The sequence below is a fragment of the Mesorhizobium shangrilense genome (genome assembly GCF_028826155.1).
Taxonomy (GTDB): Bacteria; Pseudomonadota; Alphaproteobacteria; order Rhizobiales; family Rhizobiaceae; genus Arvimicrobium; species Arvimicrobium flavum.
On record NZ_JAQGPN010000003.1, the window covers coordinates 54,070 to 71,922 of the forward strand.

Genomic DNA, 17,853 nt, shown 5'->3' on the forward strand with positions numbered 1-17,853 from the left:
CGTCCGGCGCAGTGCGTTTTTGGTCCGGCTCAGAGGGGCAGCGGCCGAAGGGCTGATTTCGGCACTGCTCCCGGATGATCCCGCCCCGGCTCGGCATCGACATTGACCTCTACATCACCCGCTGGCAGGATCCGATCAGGCCGGTCGAGGAGGCGATGACCATGCCGTTTCCTCTCAAGAAGTCCGGCAAGATCCGCGCCATCGGCATCAGTAGCGCCGCCTTCCAGGCACAGGCCGGAACGGCTCGGCGCGGCGCGGACAATCTCGTTGCGATCGCCGCCGCGATGGGACAGCATCCAGGTCAGGTTTCAGGTTGAGCGTCCGCATGCAGGATCGTTTGGATTTAGGCGCCTACGACTATGTGATCGTCGGCGCGGGGTCGTCCGGGTGCGTCCTGGCCAACCGGCTGAGCGCGGATGCGGGCAAGCGTGTGCTGCTGCTGGAAGCCGGCGGTTCCGACAACTACCACTGGATCCACATCCCCGTCGGCTATCTCTACTGCATGGGCAATCCGCGCACCGACTGGGGCTTTCGCACGGTGGCGGAGCCCGGGCTCAACGACCGCTCCCTGGCCTATCCGCGCGGCAAGGTCATGGGCGGCTGCTCGTCCATCAACGGCATGATCTACATGCGCGGACAGGCCGCCGACTACGACGGCTGGCGTCAGCTCGGCAATGCCGGCTGGGGCTGGGACGACGTGCTGCCGCTGTTCAGGAAGTCCGAGGACCATCAGCGCCTTGCCGGTCCGTTCCACGGCCAGGGCGGCGAATTGCGGGTCGAGCGCCAGCGCCTGTCGTGGCCGATCCTCGACGCCGTTCGCGAGGCGGCGGAAGAGCTCGGCGTGCCCAAGGTCGACGACTTCAACGCCGGCGACAATTTCGGCTCGTCCTATTTCGAGGTGAACCAGAAGGCGGGTTTCCGTTTCAACGCGGTGCGCGCCTTCATCCGGCCGGTGCGGCAGCGCCGGAACCTGACCATCCTCACCCAAGCCCAGGTCGAACGCATCGTCTTTTCCGGCAGGCGTGCAACGGGCCTGGAACTGCGCCTGAAGGGCAAGCCGGCGCGGGTGAGCGTCAGCGGCGAGGTGGTGCTGTCGGCGGGCGCGATCGGCACGCCGCAGCTTCTGCAGCTGTCGGGCGTCGGCGGCGGGGCATTGCTGCAAAGGCACGGCATCCCGGTGCTGCACGAGCTGCCCGGTGTGGGCGAGAACCTGCAGGATCACCTGCAGATCCGCACCGCGTTCAAGATCACCGGCGCCCAGACGCTCAACGAACGCCAGGCGACGCTGGCCGGCAAGGCCCGCATCGCACTCGAATACGCGTTCCGACGCTCAGGCCCGATGTCGATGGCGCCGAGCCAGCTCGGGATCTTCATGAAGTCGGATGAGCGGTTCGAGACCCCCAACATCGAATTCCACGTGCAGCCGCTGTCGCTGGAGGCGTTCGGACAACCCTTGCATCATTTCCCGGCAATCACGGTGTCGGTCTGCAACCTGCGCCCGGAATCGCGCGGCCATGTGCGCATCGCCTCGCCGCGGCCGGAGGATCATCCCGAGATCGCGCCGAACTACCTGTCGACCGAGGGCGACCGCGACGTCGCCGCCGCATCGATCACCGCGGCGCGCCGCCTGATGGCGACACGACGGATGGCCGCGTATCGTCCGGAGGAGTTCAAGCCCGGCCCCCACATAGCCGGGCCGGAAGCGCTTGCCCGCGCCGCCGGCGATATCGCCACCACGATCTTCCATCCGGTGGGGACGGCAAAGATGGGCTCGGACGACATGGCCGTGGTCGATGACGGACTGAGGGTGCGCGGGCTCGAGGCCCTCCGCGTGGTCGACTGCTCGATCATGCCGACCATCGTCTCCGGCAACACCCATGCGCCCGCCGTCATGATCGCCGAAAAGGCGGCCGGGATGCTGGTCGGGCGCGCCTGAGCAAGGTCACGGCAGGCTTGCTGCGCCTGCCGTTGAGCCAGCGGGTCGGCTCAGGCCGCCGCAGCGGCAAGCAGGCCGCCGGCGCGCCGCAGCGCGGCTACCATGCCCTCTTCAAGCTCGCGCACGATCTCGGCAAGCGGAGCCGTTTCGGTGATCGCGCCGAGGCTTTGGCCAGCCGATAGGACGCCGCGGCTGATGTCGCCCGTCTCATAGGCGCGCCGCGCGATCTTGCCGCTGACCAGCGGCAGCAGGTCCTGGATGCCCACGTCGGGCCTTTCGGCCTCGATCTGGCGCAGTTCCCGCATCGTATCGTTGGCGAGCGCCCGCACGGTGTTGCGGACGGTGTGCATGCCGACCGCCGTATCGCGTTCCGTGGCGTCGATCAGCGCCTGCTTGTAGGCCGAATGCGCACGGATTTCGTCGGCGACGAGGAAGCGCGTGCCGATCACCACGCCCGCCCCGCCCATCGCCAGCACGGCCGCCACCTGCGCGCCGGCGCCGATACCGCCGCCGATCAGCCAGGGAATGGTGAGGCGCGAGGCGGCGAGCCCTGCATTCACCATGCTGCCGATCATCTCGACGCCGGGATGGCCGCCGCATTCCGCGCCGACGATGGACACGGCGTCGACGCCGATGCTCTGGGCCTTCACCGCGTGGCGCAGGCTCGACACCTTGTGCAGCACCTTGATGCCCGCCGCGCGGGTGATCGCGAGATAGTCTTCGGGGCTGCGCCCCGAGGTCTCGACGAAGGAAACGCCTTCCTCGGCCGCCAGTTCGAACACCTGCCGGATGCGATCGCCCTCGACCAGCTTGGGCAGCATGGAGATGTTCACGCCGAAGGGCAGATCGCCCACCATGTCGCGGCAGCGCCGGATCTCGGCGCGCAGGGCTTCGGGCTCGGCAAAGCTCGCCGCGGTGATAAAGCCCATGATGCCGGCTTTGGCGGCCGCGGCGACGTAGTCCGCATCGGCCAGCCACATTAATCCGCCGGCCACGATCGGCAGACGGACGCCGAACATGCGCGTCGCGTCGGTCTCGACCGCGGCCCGTCTCTGCGGATCCGAAGAGGTCGGGACTGGAAAGGCCGGCACGCGCTTCTCCTTGAAGGCGCCGATCCCGGCGGCGGCCTCGGCGGAGCCGAGCGCGCGCGCCATGGCGGGTTTTTCGCGGTCGAGCTGCGCGTCGAAACCCGCCCGATCCGGCGCGTCGAGAAGCGCCAGGATTTCCGTTTGCGCCTGCCTTGCCCCGCGCGCCATCCCGGCCGCCATGTCGAGGGCCATGTCCAGCGCGCCCCCTGCCGGCGCCAGGCGATTGACCACGCCCAGGGCCGCCAGCCGGCCGGCCGGCATGCGCTCGCCCAGAAGCGCCATCTCGGCGGCGAGCTGCGGCGGCAGGGCGCGGCTGAGAAAGCCCGTCGCGCCGCCGTCCGGCACCAGGCCGGCCTTGACGTAGGAGAGTGCGAAGTAGCTGTCTTCCGCGGCCACGATCATGTCGGCGGCGAAGGCGAGCGATGCGCCGGCGCCGGCTGCGCCGCCCTCGATCGCCGCGATCACCGGTTTCGGAAACGCCCGCAGCAGGCGCACCACCCGGTGCAGTTCCTCGATGCGTTCTTCGCGCTGCGACACCGGCAGGGCCGCCCGCTCGGACAGGGCGCGCAGATCGCCCCCGGCGCAGAAGAAACCGTCTGCTCCCTGAACCACGATGACGGCGACGTCGGGATTGGTTCGCGCCTGCCCAAGCAACTCGGTCAGCCGCCGATACATCTCCGGGCTGAGCACATTGCGCTTTCCCGGCGTGTTGAGCGTCAGGACGAGGGTCTGGCCGAGGATGCCGGCCAGTACAGGGTCATGCGCAGGCTCCGCCATGGTCGCTGTGCCGCCTTTCGTCATTTGTGAATGATCTTGAACGTTGCCGTGGCGGTGGCGAGCAGGCGGCCATCCTGATGGCTGAGCTTGGCTTCCGCGAATTTCAGGCTGCGTCCGCCGCCGGTGACGCGGCCGGTCGCCGTGACGCGGCCGCCGCCAGCGCCGGCGATGAAGTTCACGGTGAGCCCGATGGTCACCACAGCCGCATCGGGGTCTCCGATCGCATTCCGCACGGCGACGCCGCAGCTGTTGTCGAGCAGCATGGAGACGAAGCCGCCATGCAGGAGGCCCAGCCTGTTCAGATGGCGCGCCTCGACGAGCAGGGTGCATTCGCCTCCCGTTTCCTCCAGCATCGACGAGCGGTAGCCGACGAGGTCGCGGGCTCCCGACTGGTCGACGGGCAGCATGTCGTGCGCCTCGGCTGCGCTGTCGCGATCCGGTGCGGGCATCACGCCGCCTCGGCTCCGCGCGGCATGGCGGCCAGGCGCAGCGCGTGGTCGTGGCGGTCGCCGAGTTGGTGGTCGATCATGACCAGCCGCTTGGCGTAGTGCGAGACCGGGTATTCCCAGGTCATGCCGATGCCGCCATGCAGCTGGATCGCCTCCTCCGCGATCCTTGGGCCCATCCGGCCGATGAGGTTCTTGGCCATGGCTGCGTGGCGCGCCTGGTCGGGCGTACCGAAGCTGGCGGCCGCGCGGATGATGATCGACCGGCACTGCTCCAGTTCCATCACCATGTCGACCACGCGGTGCCGCAATTCCTGGAACGACGACAGGGCGCGGCCGAACTGCCGGCGCTGCCGGACATAGTCGATGGTCATTTCGATCAGCCTGTCCATTGCGCCCACCGCTTCGGCGCCGAGCGCAATCCGGCCGAGGTCCAGCACGTCGTCGATCGCCGGCAGGGCGTCTGCGGCGAGGCATTCCGCCGGCAGTCCCTCCATGACGATGTCGGCCACGCCGCCGCCATCGATCATCGAGGTGGCCGCCAGTTCGGCGTCGCGCACCAGGAACAGGCCGATCCCGGCCTCGCTGCGCGCCGCGACGAGCAGCAGATCTGCGCCCGGCGCGCCGTAGACGGCGGACTTGCGGCCCGAAAGCAGCCAGCCGTCCCCTGCCTGGCGCGCTTGCGCCTCGATCGCGTCGAGATTGCAGGCGACCTGCGGCTCGACGACGGCAAGAGCTGCCCGGCTCTCGCCGGAGACGATCGCCTCGACCAGGTCATGCCTGCCGAAACCGGCGAGCAGGCGGACGCCCATCAATGTGCCCAGCAGCGGTTCGGCGCAGAGCGCGCGCCCGATCTCCTCGAAGATCACCGCAACGACTGCGGCGCCGCCGCCGAAGCCGCCATCCGCTTCGCTGACGAAACCGCCCATGACACCGAGCCCCGCCAGGTCGGACCACACGCTTGCCGCGTGATAGGGTGCGCCATTGGCATGCGCGTTGCGTCGCGCGAGGTCGTAATTGTCGGAGAAGTAGCGGCGCAGGCTCTCGGACAGAAGCCGGCGCTCTTCGGAAAGCGTGAAGTCCATGCGGTCAATCCCCGAACAGTTGCTTGGCTACGATGTTGCGCTGGATTTCGTTGGAGCCGCCGAAGATCGACAGCTTGCGGTGGTTGAAATAAGCCGCCGCAGCGCGCGCCGCGTCCGCCGGCACCGCAAGTTCCGCATCGGCGAGGCCGTTTGCGTCGGGCGCCGCCAGCGGCCCGAGCACCGAGCGGAAAAGGGATTGCAGGTCCTGGCGGATCTGCGTGCCCTTGATCTTCAAGAGCGAGCTGCCGATGCCGGCCGCCGCGCCATCCCGCGCCGTCGCGAGCAGGCGCAGATTGGTGATGCGCAGGGCCTCGAGATCGGCCTCGAGCTCCGCTGCGCGCGCGGCATAGAGCGGGTTTTCCGAAAGCCTGCGCCCGTCGCGCCGCATGGTGGCGGCGAGAGCATGATAGCGGGCCAGATCCTTGGTCGAAAAACCGATGCCGGCAATATTTGTCCGCTCATGGGTCAGCAGGTACTTGGCGATCGTCCAGCCCTGGTTCTCCTCGCCGACGAGGTTTGACGCCGGCACCCCCACATCGGTGAAGAACACCTCGTTGACCTCGCAGCCTCCGTCGATCAGCCGGATCGGCCGCACCTCGACGCCGGGCGTGTCGAGATCGATCAGGAGGAAGCTGATGCCCGCCTGCGGGTTGCCTTCGGTGGAGGTGCGGACGAGACAGAAGATGCGATTGGCGTGCTGGCCGAGCGTCGTCCATGTCTTCTGGCCGTTGACGACATAGACGTCGCCGTCTCGCACCGCGCGGGTGCGCAGGCTTGCCAGGTCCGAGCCGGCGTCCGGTTCGGAAAAGCCCTGGCACCACCAGTCGCGGCCGTCGAGGATGCGCGGCAGGATCTCCTGCTTCTGCGCCTGCGTGCCGAAGCGGATCACCACCGGTCCGAGCATGGTGAGCCCGAAGGGCACGAGCCGCGGGGCGTCGTGCAGGGCGCATTCCTCGGAAAAGATGTGACGCTGAACCGCGCTCCAGCCGGGGCCGCCATGTTCCTGCGGCCAGGTCGCCGCCAGCCACCCGCGCGCGTTGAGCATCGCATGCCAGCGCTCCATGTCCGCCTTGGCAAGCTCCTTGCCGGCAGCCACTTTCGCGGCGATGTCGTCAGGCAGCTCCTTCCTCAGGAAATTGCGGACCTCGTCGCGGAAGGCGCGTTCCTCGGCTGTGTATTCCAGGTCCATGGCGCTACCTACCGTCGGAGTTGGCCGTGTTCAGGTCGTTGAAGCTGCCGCCGCTTTCGGCCAGCTGGCGCAAGAGGCCGGGCGTCTGCCAGTAGTGGCTGTCCTCGCGCGCATAGGCCTCGATCCGTTCGACCAGCTGGCGTGCGCCGATGCGGTCGGCATGGTTGAGCGGTCCTCCGAGATGGCGCGGGAAGCCGTAGCCGAACAGGAACACCGCATCGACGTCGATCGGATGCAGCGCAATGCCGTCCTCGACCACGCGGGCGGACTCCGAGATCATCGCGGTCATGTAGCGGGCGACGATTTCCTCCGGCGTGAAGGTGCGCGCCTGGATACCGTTGGCGGCGCGTTCGGCCTCCACGATGGCCAGGACGTCGGGGTTCGGGACCCGCCCGCCGGCATCGTCGTAGAGATAGTAGCCGCGCCCGGATTTGCGTCCGAACCAGCCCGCCTCGCAGATCCGGTCGGCGATCGCCACATAGCGTTCCTCGGCCGGCCGCGTGGGCGCCTTGCGCTTGCGGGTAGCCCAGCCGATGTCGAGGCCCGCGAGGTCGGCGACGGCGAACGGTCCCATGGCAAAGCCGAAATCCTCCAGCGCGCGATCGATCTCCTCGTAGGAGGCGCCGTCGAGCAACATGTAGTCCGCGGCCTTGCGGTAGTGGGCGAGGATGCGGTTGCCGATGAAGCCGTCGCACACGCCCGAGCGGACCGCCACCTTCTTCATGCGCGCGGCGAGCTCGAAGGCCGTCGCAACGATTTCAGGCGCGGTCTTCTCGGCGACGACCACTTCCAGCAGCCGCATGACATGGGCAGGGGAGAAGAAGTGCAGTCCGATCACATTCTGCTGCCGCGACGTTGCGGCGGCGATCTGGTTCACGTCGAGATAGGACGTGTTGGTCGCGAGGATGGCGCCCGCCTTGCAGATGCGGTCGAGTTGTCCGAACAGGCCGGTCTTGACCGCCATGTCCTCGAACACCGCCTCGACCACCAAGTCGACCGCAGCAAGCTTCTCCAGCTCCGTGGTCGTGTCGAACGCCGCGACAAGCCGGTCGCGCTGTTCGGCGGCGAGCTTGCCCCGCTTCACCGCGCCGTCAAGATTGCCGATCACCTTGGCCCGGGCCCGCTCGGCGCCCTCGGCGCTCGTTTCCACGAGGGTTGTCTTGATCCCGGCCTGCAGCAGCGCCGTGGCGATCCCCACGCCCATCGTGCCGCCGCCAATGACGCCGGCGCTGGCGACGGGCCGGGGCGCTGCGCCGGCTTCGGGAATCCGCTTGACGGCCCGCTCGGCGTTGAAGGCGTGGATGAGGCCCTGGCGGTCGGGACCGTCCATCAGCTCCAGGAAAAGGGCGCGTTCCGCCTTCAGTCCCTCGCCGATCGGATGGCCTGCATATGAAATCGCCTCGACGGCTTTGATCGGCGCTGCAAGGGCCGGTCGCTTCTTCTGGAGCCTGGCGGCGGCCGATGCGATGGTCGCCGGATCGATGGCGACGGCGATGTCTCCGGTGCGCCGGGTCGGTAGCGATCCGTCGAGGACGGCGCGCGCGGCGTCGAGTGCGGCCTGGCGCGGTTCGGCCTGCGAAAGCCGGTCCAGGATGCCGAGCGACTGCGCTTCCTCCGCCGGAACCTGCCGGCCCGAGGAAATGATCTCGATGGCGGCCTCGAGCGGGATCAGGCGGGGCAGGCGCTGCGTGCCGCCTGCGCCCGGAAGCAGGCCGAGCGTGACTTCGGGCAGGCCCACCCGCGCGCCGGCCAGGCCGACGCGTGCATGGGCGGCAAGCGCCACCTCCAGCCCGCCGCCGAAAGTGGGGCCATGCACCACGGCCACGACCGGCTTGGCGCAGGCCTCGATGCGATTGCAGACATCGGGCAGCTTGGGATCGACCGGAGGCTTGCCGAACTCCCTGATGTCAGCGCCTGCCGAGAATGCGCGGCCTGTCCCGTAAAGGGCTACGACCTGCACCTGCGGGTCGCGCTCGAGTGTTTCCAGCGCCTGCGCCAATCCTTGCCGGACGGCCGCGCCCAGTGCGTTGACCGGCGGATTGTCGATGCGCACGAGGCCGATCGCGCCTTCCAGTTCGATCGAAACCACGGCTTGTGTCTGTTCAGTCATGATGTCCTCCTGTTTCGATCCGCCCGTCAGGCTACGCGCTCGATGACCATGGCGATGCCCTGGCCGACGCCGACGCACATCGACAGGCAGGCGTAGCGGCCGCCGCTCTGCTCGAGCTGGCGCATTGCGGTCAGCACCAGGCGCGCCCCGGACGCGCCGAGCGGATGGCCGATGGCGATCGCGCCGCCGTTGGGGTTCAGGCGGCTGTCGGCGGCGTCGAGGCCGAGCTGCTTGCAGCAGGCGAGCACCTGCGAGGCGAAGGCCTCGTTGATCTCGATCACGTCCATGTCCGCCAGCGTCAGGCCGGCGCGCTCCAGCGCCTTGGGCACGGCGAAGCCCGGCCCGATGCCCATGATGCGCGGCGGCACGCCGGCGACGGCGCCCGAGACGATGCGGGCGCGGGGCTTTGGTCCCAGCGTGCGCGATCCGATGAGGAGGGCCGCCGCGCCGTCATTGACGCCGGAGGCATTGGCCGCCGTCACCACGCCGCCCTCGAAGATCGGCTTCAGCGTGGACATCTTCTCCAGCGTCGTGTCGGGCCGGGGATGTTCGTCCGCCGCGACCATATCCGTCGCGCCCTTGCGGCCGGCAAGCTCGATGGGCAGGATTTCGTCCTTGAAGAAGCCGGCGGCGCGGGCGCGCTCGTATTTCTGCTGGCTGGCGTGGGCGAAGGCGTCGGATTCGGCGCGGCCGATCTCATAGTCCCGGGCCAGGTTGTCGGCGGTCTGCGGCATGGTGTAGTCGCCGAAGGCCTTGGCGAACGCCTTGTTCGGAAAACGCGTGCCGATGGTCGAATCGTAGATTTCCGGCTGGCGATGCCATGCCGCCGGCGACTTGGCCAGCACGAAGGGCGCGCGGCTCATGCTCTCCACGCCGCCGGCAAGATAGAGGTCCGCCTCGCCCACCGTTACCGAACGGGCAGCATCCAGCGCCGCCGCCATGCCGGAGCCGCACAGCCGGTTGACCGTCAGTCCGCCGGCTTCCTCGCGGACGCCGCCCAGCAGGCCGGCAAAGCGCGCGATGTTGCGGCTGTCCTCTCCCGACTGGCAGACATTGCCGAGCACCACATCCTCTATGCGCTCCACCGGCAGGGGAGAACGCGCCACCAGGGCGCGGATGACCTGCGCGGCCAGATCGTCCGGCCGAATGCCGGAGAGCGCACCGGCGTGGCGGCCGAACGGGCTGCGCAAACCGTCATAGATGTATGCCTGGAGCATGAGACCTCTTCCCTTCGTCAATGGCGCCCTTGGCGGACGAACTGCTGCTCGGCCCGACCGGCTTTCGCGCCGCGCGACGACAGGTCCGCGCAGCCTCCCGCAATGGATCGGGTCGATCCGATGTCGGGCTTCATTCCGAAATCAGGTAAAGCCGCGTCGTTTCGACAAAATGCGAAACTGGATTTTGCACAGCGAACGGTATTGTATGGAAGCCGCCCCTTGTCAAGCAACCGCCTTCCGGGCGAGATGCGACGCGGCTCGGGGAATGCCGGCGGTTGCATCGCAATGTCCGGCCCGCTGCGAGTTGCAAGAAACGATGCTCGGCGCGAGGCGAGCGCAAGCGCTGGATGCCGATGACGGACGATTTCTCCCAATTCGACGATATCGATGGCGGTGACCGCCAGTTCGTGACGGCGCTGGCCAGGGGCCTCGATATTCTCGCCTGTTTCGGCACGCAGGACCGCTTCCTCTCGAACCAGGAGATTGCCCGGCGTACCGGTCTCGCGCGCCCTACCGTCTCGCGCCTCACCTATACACTGACCAAGTCGGGGTACCTGTTGCGCGACGAGGGCAACGGCGAATACAGGCTCGCCGCGCAGGTGTTGCGGCTGGGCTTCGGCGTGCTTGCCGCCATGAGCGTCAGCGAGCGCTGCGCCGCCGAGATGGACCTGCTCAGCCGCGCCGCCAATCCCTACGTCACCGTGGCCCTTGCCGAGCGCAGCGGAGCCCGCGCGGTCTATCTGGCGGTGCGCCGGCAGCCGCAGGCGGTTTCGCTGTCGATCGAGGTGGGCGCGCGCCTGCCGCTGTTCTATTCGGCGATCGGCCGGGCCATTCTGGCCGGCATGGGCGAGCGCGAGCGCGAGGAGGCGGTGCGCGCGGGGGCGATCGAGTTTCCCGACGAGGAGGGCCGCATCAGGCAGTGCGTCGACGATGCGCTGCAGGACTTCGGACGCTTCGGCTATTGCACCAGCTTCGGCGGCTGGAAGCCGGAGATCAATTCCATCGCGGCCCCGCTGAAGTCCCTGGATGGAACGACCGTCTACGGGCTCAACGTGGGCGGCCCCGCATTCCTCGTCTCGGCGAAGGAACTGCATGAGGACTACGGCCCGCGCCTGCGCCAGACCGTCGAGCGGCTCGGCGGCAACTGAGCCGCCTCGCGACCCGCAGGCGGCCGACGCGCCGGGCGTTGCGGCGGCATGGCGCAGAACCCTGCGCGCAACCTTGCCCGTTGACCCGGCCGGCCGCCGGTCCGCGTAGTGCGGAGCGCTGCAATCACCCATCATCGAACCCCCGCGTCATTTGCTGGGAACCGGTCCGAACGGCGTGGCATGCCGTGAGGCCGCGATTGACTGCGAATTGCACGTCGCTATAGTGGTGTCAATAATCAGAACGCTATTCTAAATAATAGAACACAACATGCGAGCGTGCCACCTGATCGGCGACGACAGCGTCGCCGGACGCGACGAAGGGTCTGCGCCTCGACCTGATTGATGTGAGTGTCGCGGCATGACCCAGACCACGATCTACAGCGCCCGGCGCATCCGCACGATGAACCCGTCCAATCCGGTTGCGAGCCACGTGGCTGTGCGATCGGGCCGGATCGTCGGCGTGGGCAGCCTGGATGAACTCAAGACCATCGGGCCCTTCGTCCTCGACGATCGTTTCGCCGACAAGGTCTTGATGCCGGGTTTCGTGGAAGCCCACTGCCATGTCAGCGAGGGCGCGTTCTGGCGCTATGTCTATTGCGGCTATTTTGACCGCCAGGACCCCGACGGAAAGGTCTGGGCGGGCCTGAAATCGCTCGATGCGGTCGTGGCCAGGCTGCGCGCACGTGCGGACGAGCCTGGCGACGCGTCCGGCCCGATCTTCGGCTGGTGCTTCGATCCGCTCTATTTCGGCAGCGAGTGTTGCGTGCGCGCCGACCTGGACCGCGCTTCGGCGTCCCGCCCGGTGGGCATGCTGCACGCCAGCGGGCACATCATGAACGTGAACACCCCGGCGCTTCGGGCCGCCGGCCTCCTGCGCGAGGGAATTCGCCATGACGGCATACCGCTTGGCGCGGACGGCCTGCCGACGGGAGAGATGAAGGGGCCGGAAGCGGTCGGACTGGTCAGTCCGCATGTCGGGTTCGACCGCAACGTGCTGTCGGCCGACGAGCAGGCCGTCCGCGCCTTTTCGCGCCAGTGCGTGCGCAACGGCGTGACCACCGCAACGGATCTCGCCGCGCCGCTCCCGCCCGAGGCGGTCGAGATGCTGCTGCGGGTGACCGGGCAGGCGGATTTTCCGACGCGCATCGTCGCCTTGCGGCGCTTTGGCGCCAGTACGCCTGCCGAACTGATCGAAACCGCCGTCGCGTTGCGCGGCCGCGCCACCGACCAGCTGCGCCTCGGCGCGGTCAAGATCCACGTGGACGGCTCCATCCAGGGCTTCTCGGCGCGGCTGCGTGAGCCGGGCTACCACAACGGCGCTCCCAACGGCCTGTGGTACACGACGCCGGAGCATCTTGAAGAGGCGCTGAGCCGCGCTCTCCAGCACGGCGTCCTGGTCCACCTTCACACCAATGGCGACGAGGCGACCGAGCTGGTGCTCGACAAGCTGGAACTGGCCCTTCGCAGGCATCCGAGCCCCGACCATCGGTTCACGCTCCAGCACTGCCAACTCGCCGACGCCGCCCAGTTTCGCCGCATGAAGCGGTTGGGCCTGTGCGTGAACCTGTTCGCCAATCATCTGTATTACTGGGGAGAGCAGCATTATTCGCAGACGGTCGGTCCCGAACGCGCGAGGAGGATGAATGCCTGTGCGACAGCGTTGCGGGAAGGCGTTCCCATGTCGATCCATTCGGATGCGCCGGTGACGCCGCTCGGGCCGCTCTTCACCGCCCAATGCGCCATGCTTCGCGAAACGCCGACCGGTCGCGTGCTGGGCGAGCATGAGCGCATCGGCATGCAGGAGGCGCTGCATGCGATAACGCTGGGCGCCGCCTTCACCCTGAAGCTCGATGGGGAGATCGGCTCCATAGAGGCCGGCAAGAGAGCCGATTTCGCAGTGCTCGAACAGGACCCGATGGAACTGGCGGGCGAGCGGCCGGGCGATATAGCCGTGTGGGGAGTGGTGCAGGGAGGGCGCGTGTTCGCTGCCGATTGAGGGTCTGCGCGCCGCGCCCCCGTCAGCCGCAACATCGCTCCGGATGAAAGGCTTCGCCATGTCGACCCTGCCAGTCATTGTCATCGGCGGCTATCTTGGCGCCGGCAAGACGACGCTCGTCAACCGGCTGCTGCGCAATGCGGGCGGGCGGCGGATCGCGGTGCTGGTCAACGAATTCGGCGAACTGCCGATCGATGCCGATCTGATCGAGGGCGAGAAGGACGGCGTCATCGGCATAGCCGGCGGCTGTGTCTGCTGTTCCTACGGCTCCGACCTGGTCGAGGGGCTGCAGGCATTGAGGCGGGGGTTCGAGCCGGACATTCTCCTGATCGAGGCAAGCGGCGTCGGCCTGCCGTCATCCATAGCACAAACCGTCGAGCTGGTCCCGGGGTACGCCGTGCGCGGCGTCGTCGTGCTGCTGGATGCCGAACGCATTCTGGGCCAGGCCGCCGACCCCTACCTGGCCGATACGGTCCGACCAGGCGCGGGCGGCAGACCTTTTGCTGCTCAACAAGTCTGATCTGGCTGCCGACGATACGCTGGACTGGGTCCGCCTCTGGGCGTCGGACCATTGCCCCGGCGTTCCGGTCGTCGCGACCACGGAAACGGACGTTCCGGCGGCGCTCCTCCTGGATCGCAGCGCATCGGCGGACAAATGGCGGGAGGCAGGCGCTCATGGCAGGCATGTCCACCATTTCAGCCAGGTTTTCCGGCTGGCCTTTCCCGTCGAGCCGGAGACGCTCGCGCGCGAACTGGCAAGGCCGGAGCTGCAACTGGTGCGGGCCAAGGGCATCGTCACGGCCGCGTCGGGGCAGCGCTGCGTCATTCAGGTGACCGGGCGACGCTGGCAGATATCTTCAGCCACGAATGCGCCGCGTGTGCCCGACGGGCTGGTCTGCATTCGCCTCAACAATGCGCCGGATGCCGACGAGATCGAGCGCCGCATCCATTTCTCGCGAACCCCGGTCGGCAAAGCCGGGCCTCAGGGGCCCCGGTAGCCGATATTGCCGGATATTTCGCGGCCGGCGCGAATCACCATTTCCGCCAGCGCCTCGCAGCGGCCTTCCTGGTCGAAATGATACTCCGGGCCGGAAACGCCGATCGCCGCGATGACGTCTGAAGAAGAGCCGCGAATCGCCGTGGCGATGCCCCAGACATTGTCGCGCCACTCGCCGCGATTGAGGGTGTAGCCGCGCTCGCGCGAGATCGCCAGTTCGCGCCGCAGCTCGTCCGGGTCGACGATGGTGTTCTTCGAATATCGCTGGAGGTTGGCGAGGATCGGCTTGAGCTCGTCTTCCGGGAGATGGCAGAGCATCGCCTTGCCCGTCGCCACGCAATAGGCCGGCGCCCGGCCGCCTATGCGCGTGTAGGCGCCGATCGCGGCCGGACTGTCGATCTTGTCGACATAGATGACCTCGTCGTTCTCAAGGACGGACAGGTGAACCGACTCACGCGCCTCGTTCGCCAGCCGGCGCAGCACGTCGGACGCGTGCGACCGGATATCCATGCGCCCGACGATGGCGGAACCGAGTTCCCAGAGCTTCAGGCTCGGACCATATTCCCGCGACTTCGGATCCTGGCGCAGGTAGCCGGCATGCTCGAGGGTCTTGAGCACGCGGTGCGCGTTGCTCTTGGTGAGGTTCAGCTCCGCGGCGATGTCGGTGATGCGAACGCCGCCCTCGCATCCTGCGACGTGCTCCAGCACGTGCAGCCCCTTCAGCAAAGTCTTGTCCATCCCAAGTTCTCCCCGGTGTTGCTAGCGCGGATCGTCAGATTCGCAAAGTGAGACTTGACATCAGGCCCGCCCAATGGTCATCGTATCAATATTCAGTATCAAGTTCTGAATATTAGAACTACCCCTTATCGAGCCCGAAAGAAAGAGAAATCTTCCCCTTCGGACATTCCCCCAAAGGGCTTCGAGGAACCATGATGACCGCGCGCAGCAATTCCAATTCCGTCAATGACATCGCAAGCCTCATCCATCCGTATACGAACCTCGCGCGCCATGCCGAGGCCGGCCCGGTGATCATGACGCGCGGCGACGGGGTGTTCGTCGAGGACGATCAGGGCCGTCGGTATCTGGAGGGTATGTCGGGCCTTTGGTCGACCTCTCTCGGCTTCAGCGAGCGTCGCCTGATCGATGCCGCGATGCGCCAGTTCGAGAAGCTTCCCTTCTACCATCTGTTCAATCATCGCTCGGTGGAGCCGACGATCGAGCTGGCCGAACGGCTGCTCGCCATCGCGCCCAAGGGCCTGGGCAAGGTGCTGTTCGCCAATTCCGGCTCCGAGGCGAACGATCAGGCGGTCAAGCTGGTCTGGTACTACAACAATGCGCTCGGCCGGCCGCAGAAGAAGAAGATCATCTCGCGCTGGCGCGGCTATCATGGCGTGACCATCGCATCAGGCAGCCTCACCGGGCTGCCCGGCAACCATGCCGATTTCGATCTGCCGATCGCCAACATCCTGCACACCGATGCCCCGAGCCATTTCCATAACGCGCTGCCCGGCGAGAGCGTCACGGAATTCGCCGCTCGGCTGGTGGACAATCTCGAACAGCTCATCCTGAAGGAAGGTCCGGAGACGGTCGCCGCCTTCATCGCCGAGCCGGTCTGCGGATCGGGCGGGGTGATCGTGCCGCCGGAGGGCTATTTCGAGGGCGTCCAGAAGGTTCTCAAGAAATACGACATCCTGTTCATCGCCGACGAGGTGATCTGCGGATTCGGCCGCACCGGCAACATGTTCGGCTGCGAGACCTACGACCTCAAGCCCGACATCATGACTGTCGCCAAGGCGCTGTCGTCGTCCTACCTGCCGATCTCGGCGACGCTCGTCAGCGACGACATCCATGCCGCCATGATCGAGCAGAGCCGCAAGCTTGGCGGGTTCGTGCACGGCGTCACCTACTCGGGCCATCCGGTCTGCGCGGCCGTCGCGGTCGAGACCCTCAAGATCTATGAGGAACGCGACATCGTCGGCCACGTCCGTGAGGTGTCGAAGCACTTCCAGCAGCGCCTCAGGGCGATGGCGGAGCGGCCCCATGTCGGTGAGGCGCGGGGCGTCGGGCTGATCGGCGCGCTCGAGCTGGTCAGCGACAAGAAGACCAGGACCCCGTTCGATCCGAACCTGGCGATCGGCGCCGGCCTCCAGGCCAGGGCCATGGACAACGGCGTGATCGTGCGGGCGCTGCGCGAATGCGTGGCCATCTGCCCGCCCCTCATCATCGACGAGGCCCAGATCGACCTGCTGTTCGACGGCGTCGAAAAGGCGTTCGACGAGTTCGAGCGGACCATGCAGGCGGCGTGACGCCGTCCGCGACACCCCCACCGCGGAAAGCGCCGATAACCCCGAAGCCGAAGGAACGACCGATTGGTTGAGCATGGACAGTTTATTGACGGAAGCTGGCGGACGGGCGGGGCGCGCGCTTCGGTCGAGGTGATCGACCCCGCCACGGAAACCGTGGTGGCGACCGTGCCGGCGGCGACGGCGGCAGACCTCGACGAGGCCCTGCAGGCGGCGGATCGCAGTTTCCCGGCATGGGCGGCGCGCCCGGCGACGGAGCGGGCGAAGATCCTGCATGACGCGGCGTCCGCGCTTCGCGCCCGCCGGAACGACATCGCCGCCATTCTGAGCCGAGAGCAGGGCAAGCCGTTGGCCGAGGCGGCCGGCGAGGTGGCCAATGCCGCCGACATCATGGACTGGTTCGCCGAGGAGGCGCGCCGCGCATATGGCCGCATCATTCCGGCGCGCGCAGCCGGGGTCAGCCAGCAGGCGCTGCGCGAGCCGGTCGGGCCGGTCGCCGCCTTCAGTCCCTGGAATTTCCCCGTCTCGCAGGCGGTGCGCAAGATGGGAGCGGCGCTCGCCGCGGGCTGCACCATCATCATCAAGGGTCCGGAGGAAGCGCCCGGAGCCGTCTGCGAGGTGGTGCGCACGCTCGCCGAAGCCGGCGTTCCCGCGGGCGCGCTCAACCTGGTCTTCGGGGATCCGCCGGCCATTTCGGCCCATCTCATCCCTGCGCCCCAGATCCGGAAGGTTTCCTTCACCGGCTCCGTCGCTGTCGGCAAGCAGCTTGCCGCGCTGGCCGGCCAGCACATGAAGCGCACCACCATGGAGCTTGGCGGCCATGCGCCGGTGATCGTGTTCGACGATGTCGAGCCGGGGAAGGTCGCCACGCAGCTTGCCGCCTACAAGTATCGCAACGGCGGCCAGATCTGTATCTCGCCAACCCGCTTCTACGTGCATGAGAAGGCCTATGACGCCTTCCTCGAGGCCTTCGTCGCCAAGGCGAAATCCATCCGCGTCGGCGCGGGCTCCGAGGACATCGACATGGGTCCGCTGGCGACGCGCCGGCGCGTGGACGCCATCGACGGCCTGGTCAGCGCCGCGGTGCAGGACGGCGCAACGCTTCACGCCGGCGGCCGGCGTCTCAACAATGTCGGTTATTTCTACGCCCCGACGGTGCTCGGCGACGTTCCGGCGCAGAGCCCCATCATGAACGAGGAGCCGTTCGGCCCGGTCGCGCTGATCAACCGCTTCGAGGACGAGGAAGACGTGATCGCGCGCGCCAATTCCACGCCCTACGGGCTGGCCGGTTATGCCTTCACGGACTCCTCGCGCCGCGCCGCGCTTGTCAGTGCACGCGTCAGGGTCGGCATGATGTCGATCAATCACCTCGGCCTCGGCCCGATCGAGACGCCCTTTGGCGGCGTCGGCGACAGCGGTCATGGGCGCGAAGGCGGGTCGGAAGGGCTCGACGCCTATCTCGAGACCAAATTCGTCAGCCATCTGGCCGCCTGAGCGCTTCGGCCGGGCGGTTCCAACCAGCGACCAGAACTCGACGCGACGGGCAGGGCGGCCAGTACGG

General features: G+C 67.6%; 14 protein-coding genes and 1 pseudogene. 8 read left to right on the forward strand and 7 right to left on the reverse strand.

Going from position 1 to position 17,853, the window contains the following annotated elements; genetic code table 11:
• Window positions 1–86: 86 nt before the first annotated feature.
• Window positions 87–215, forward strand: a pseudogene (locus PD284_RS24845) (aldo/keto reductase); the annotation flags it as partial.
• A gap of 110 nt (window positions 216–325) precedes the next feature.
• Complete coding sequence (locus tag PD284_RS24850; protein WP_274631025.1) at window positions 326–1,936, forward strand: GMC family oxidoreductase; 1,611 nt, start codon at window positions 326–328, stop codon at window positions 1,934–1,936.
• Window positions 1,937–1,986: 50 nt separating this feature from the next.
• On the opposite strand, the gene PD284_RS24855 is transcribed toward PD284_RS24850, so the two are convergent.
• Genes PD284_RS24855 through PD284_RS24880 form a run of 6 tightly spaced genes read right to left on the reverse strand, consistent with a single transcriptional unit; the run spans window position 1,987 to window position 9,848 of the window.
• Window positions 1,987–3,825, reverse strand: a complete 1,839-nt coding sequence (locus PD284_RS24855) for an enoyl-CoA hydratase family protein (RefSeq protein WP_274631026.1) — start codon at window positions 3,823–3,825, stop codon at window positions 1,987–1,989.
• Window positions 3,822–4,250 (reverse strand): PaaI family thioesterase, encoded by a 429-nt coding sequence (locus PD284_RS24860; RefSeq protein ID WP_274631027.1) that lies wholly within the window; start codon window positions 4,248–4,250, stop codon window positions 3,822–3,824. Before PD284_RS24860 ends, PD284_RS24855 begins: the two co-directional genes overlap by 4 nt.
• Complete coding sequence (locus tag PD284_RS24865) at window positions 4,250–5,332, reverse strand: acyl-CoA dehydrogenase family protein (protein WP_274631028.1); 1,083 nt, start codon at window positions 5,330–5,332, stop codon at window positions 4,250–4,252. Before PD284_RS24865 ends, PD284_RS24860 begins: the two co-directional genes overlap by 1 nt.
• 4 nt (window positions 5,333–5,336) lie before the next feature.
• Window positions 5,337–6,521, reverse strand: a complete 1,185-nt coding sequence (locus tag PD284_RS24870) for an acyl-CoA dehydrogenase family protein (protein ID WP_274631029.1) — start codon at window positions 6,519–6,521, stop codon at window positions 5,337–5,339.
• 4 nt (window positions 6,522–6,525) lie between these two features.
• Complete coding sequence (locus tag PD284_RS24875) at window positions 6,526–8,631, reverse strand: 3-hydroxyacyl-CoA dehydrogenase NAD-binding domain-containing protein (RefSeq protein WP_274631030.1); 2,106 nt, start codon at window positions 8,629–8,631, stop codon at window positions 6,526–6,528.
• Between the two features lie 26 nt (window positions 8,632–8,657).
• On the reverse strand, window positions 8,658–9,848 hold the full coding sequence (locus tag PD284_RS24880) for a 3-oxoadipyl-CoA thiolase (protein ID WP_274631031.1): 1,191 nt from the start codon (window positions 9,846–9,848) through the stop codon (window positions 8,658–8,660).
• Between the two features lie 353 nt (window positions 9,849–10,201).
• On the opposite strand from PD284_RS24880, the gene PD284_RS24885 reads away from it, so the two are divergent.
• The 4 genes from PD284_RS24885 to PD284_RS24900 all read left to right on the forward strand — a co-directional run bounded on the left by PD284_RS24885 (window position 10,202) and on the right by PD284_RS24900 (window position 13,990).
• Window positions 10,202–10,996, forward strand: coding sequence for an IclR family transcriptional regulator (locus PD284_RS24885; protein WP_274631032.1), 795 nt, complete (start codon window positions 10,202–10,204; stop codon window positions 10,994–10,996).
• A gap of 358 nt (window positions 10,997–11,354) precedes the next feature.
• The gene (locus PD284_RS24890) at window positions 11,355–12,992 is read left to right on the forward strand and encodes an amidohydrolase (RefSeq protein WP_274631033.1); all 1,638 of its coding nucleotides are present in this window, start codon (window positions 11,355–11,357) and stop codon (window positions 12,990–12,992) included.
• Window positions 12,993–13,035: 43 nt separating this feature from the next.
• The gene (locus PD284_RS24895) at window positions 13,036–13,512 is read left to right on the forward strand and encodes a CobW family GTP-binding protein (RefSeq protein WP_274631034.1); all 477 of its coding nucleotides are present in this window, start codon (window positions 13,036–13,038) and stop codon (window positions 13,510–13,512) included.
• Window positions 13,493–13,990 (forward strand): GTP-binding protein, encoded by a 498-nt coding sequence (locus PD284_RS24900; protein ID WP_274631035.1) that lies wholly within the window; start codon window positions 13,493–13,495, stop codon window positions 13,988–13,990. Before PD284_RS24895 ends, PD284_RS24900 begins: the two co-directional genes overlap by 20 nt.
• Here the strand turns inward: PD284_RS24900 and PD284_RS24905 are convergent.
• A complete protein-coding gene (locus tag PD284_RS24905; protein ID WP_274631036.1) occupies window positions 13,975–14,727 on the reverse strand; it encodes an IclR family transcriptional regulator in 753 nt (250 codons plus the stop codon). The two genes, PD284_RS24900 and PD284_RS24905, sit on opposite strands and share 16 nt — an antisense overlap.
• A gap of 194 nt (window positions 14,728–14,921) precedes the next feature.
• On the opposite strand from PD284_RS24905, the gene PD284_RS24910 reads away from it, so the two are divergent.
• Together PD284_RS24910 and PD284_RS24915 are read left to right on the forward strand one after the other, a co-directional pair.
• The gene (locus PD284_RS24910; protein WP_274631037.1) at window positions 14,922–16,295 is read left to right on the forward strand and encodes an aspartate aminotransferase family protein; all 1,374 of its coding nucleotides are present in this window, start codon (window positions 14,922–14,924) and stop codon (window positions 16,293–16,295) included.
• Between the two features lie 63 nt (window positions 16,296–16,358).
• Window positions 16,359–17,786, forward strand: a complete 1,428-nt coding sequence (locus PD284_RS24915; protein WP_274631038.1) for an NAD-dependent succinate-semialdehyde dehydrogenase — start codon at window positions 16,359–16,361, stop codon at window positions 17,784–17,786.
• Window positions 17,787–17,853: the final 67 nt, after the last annotated feature.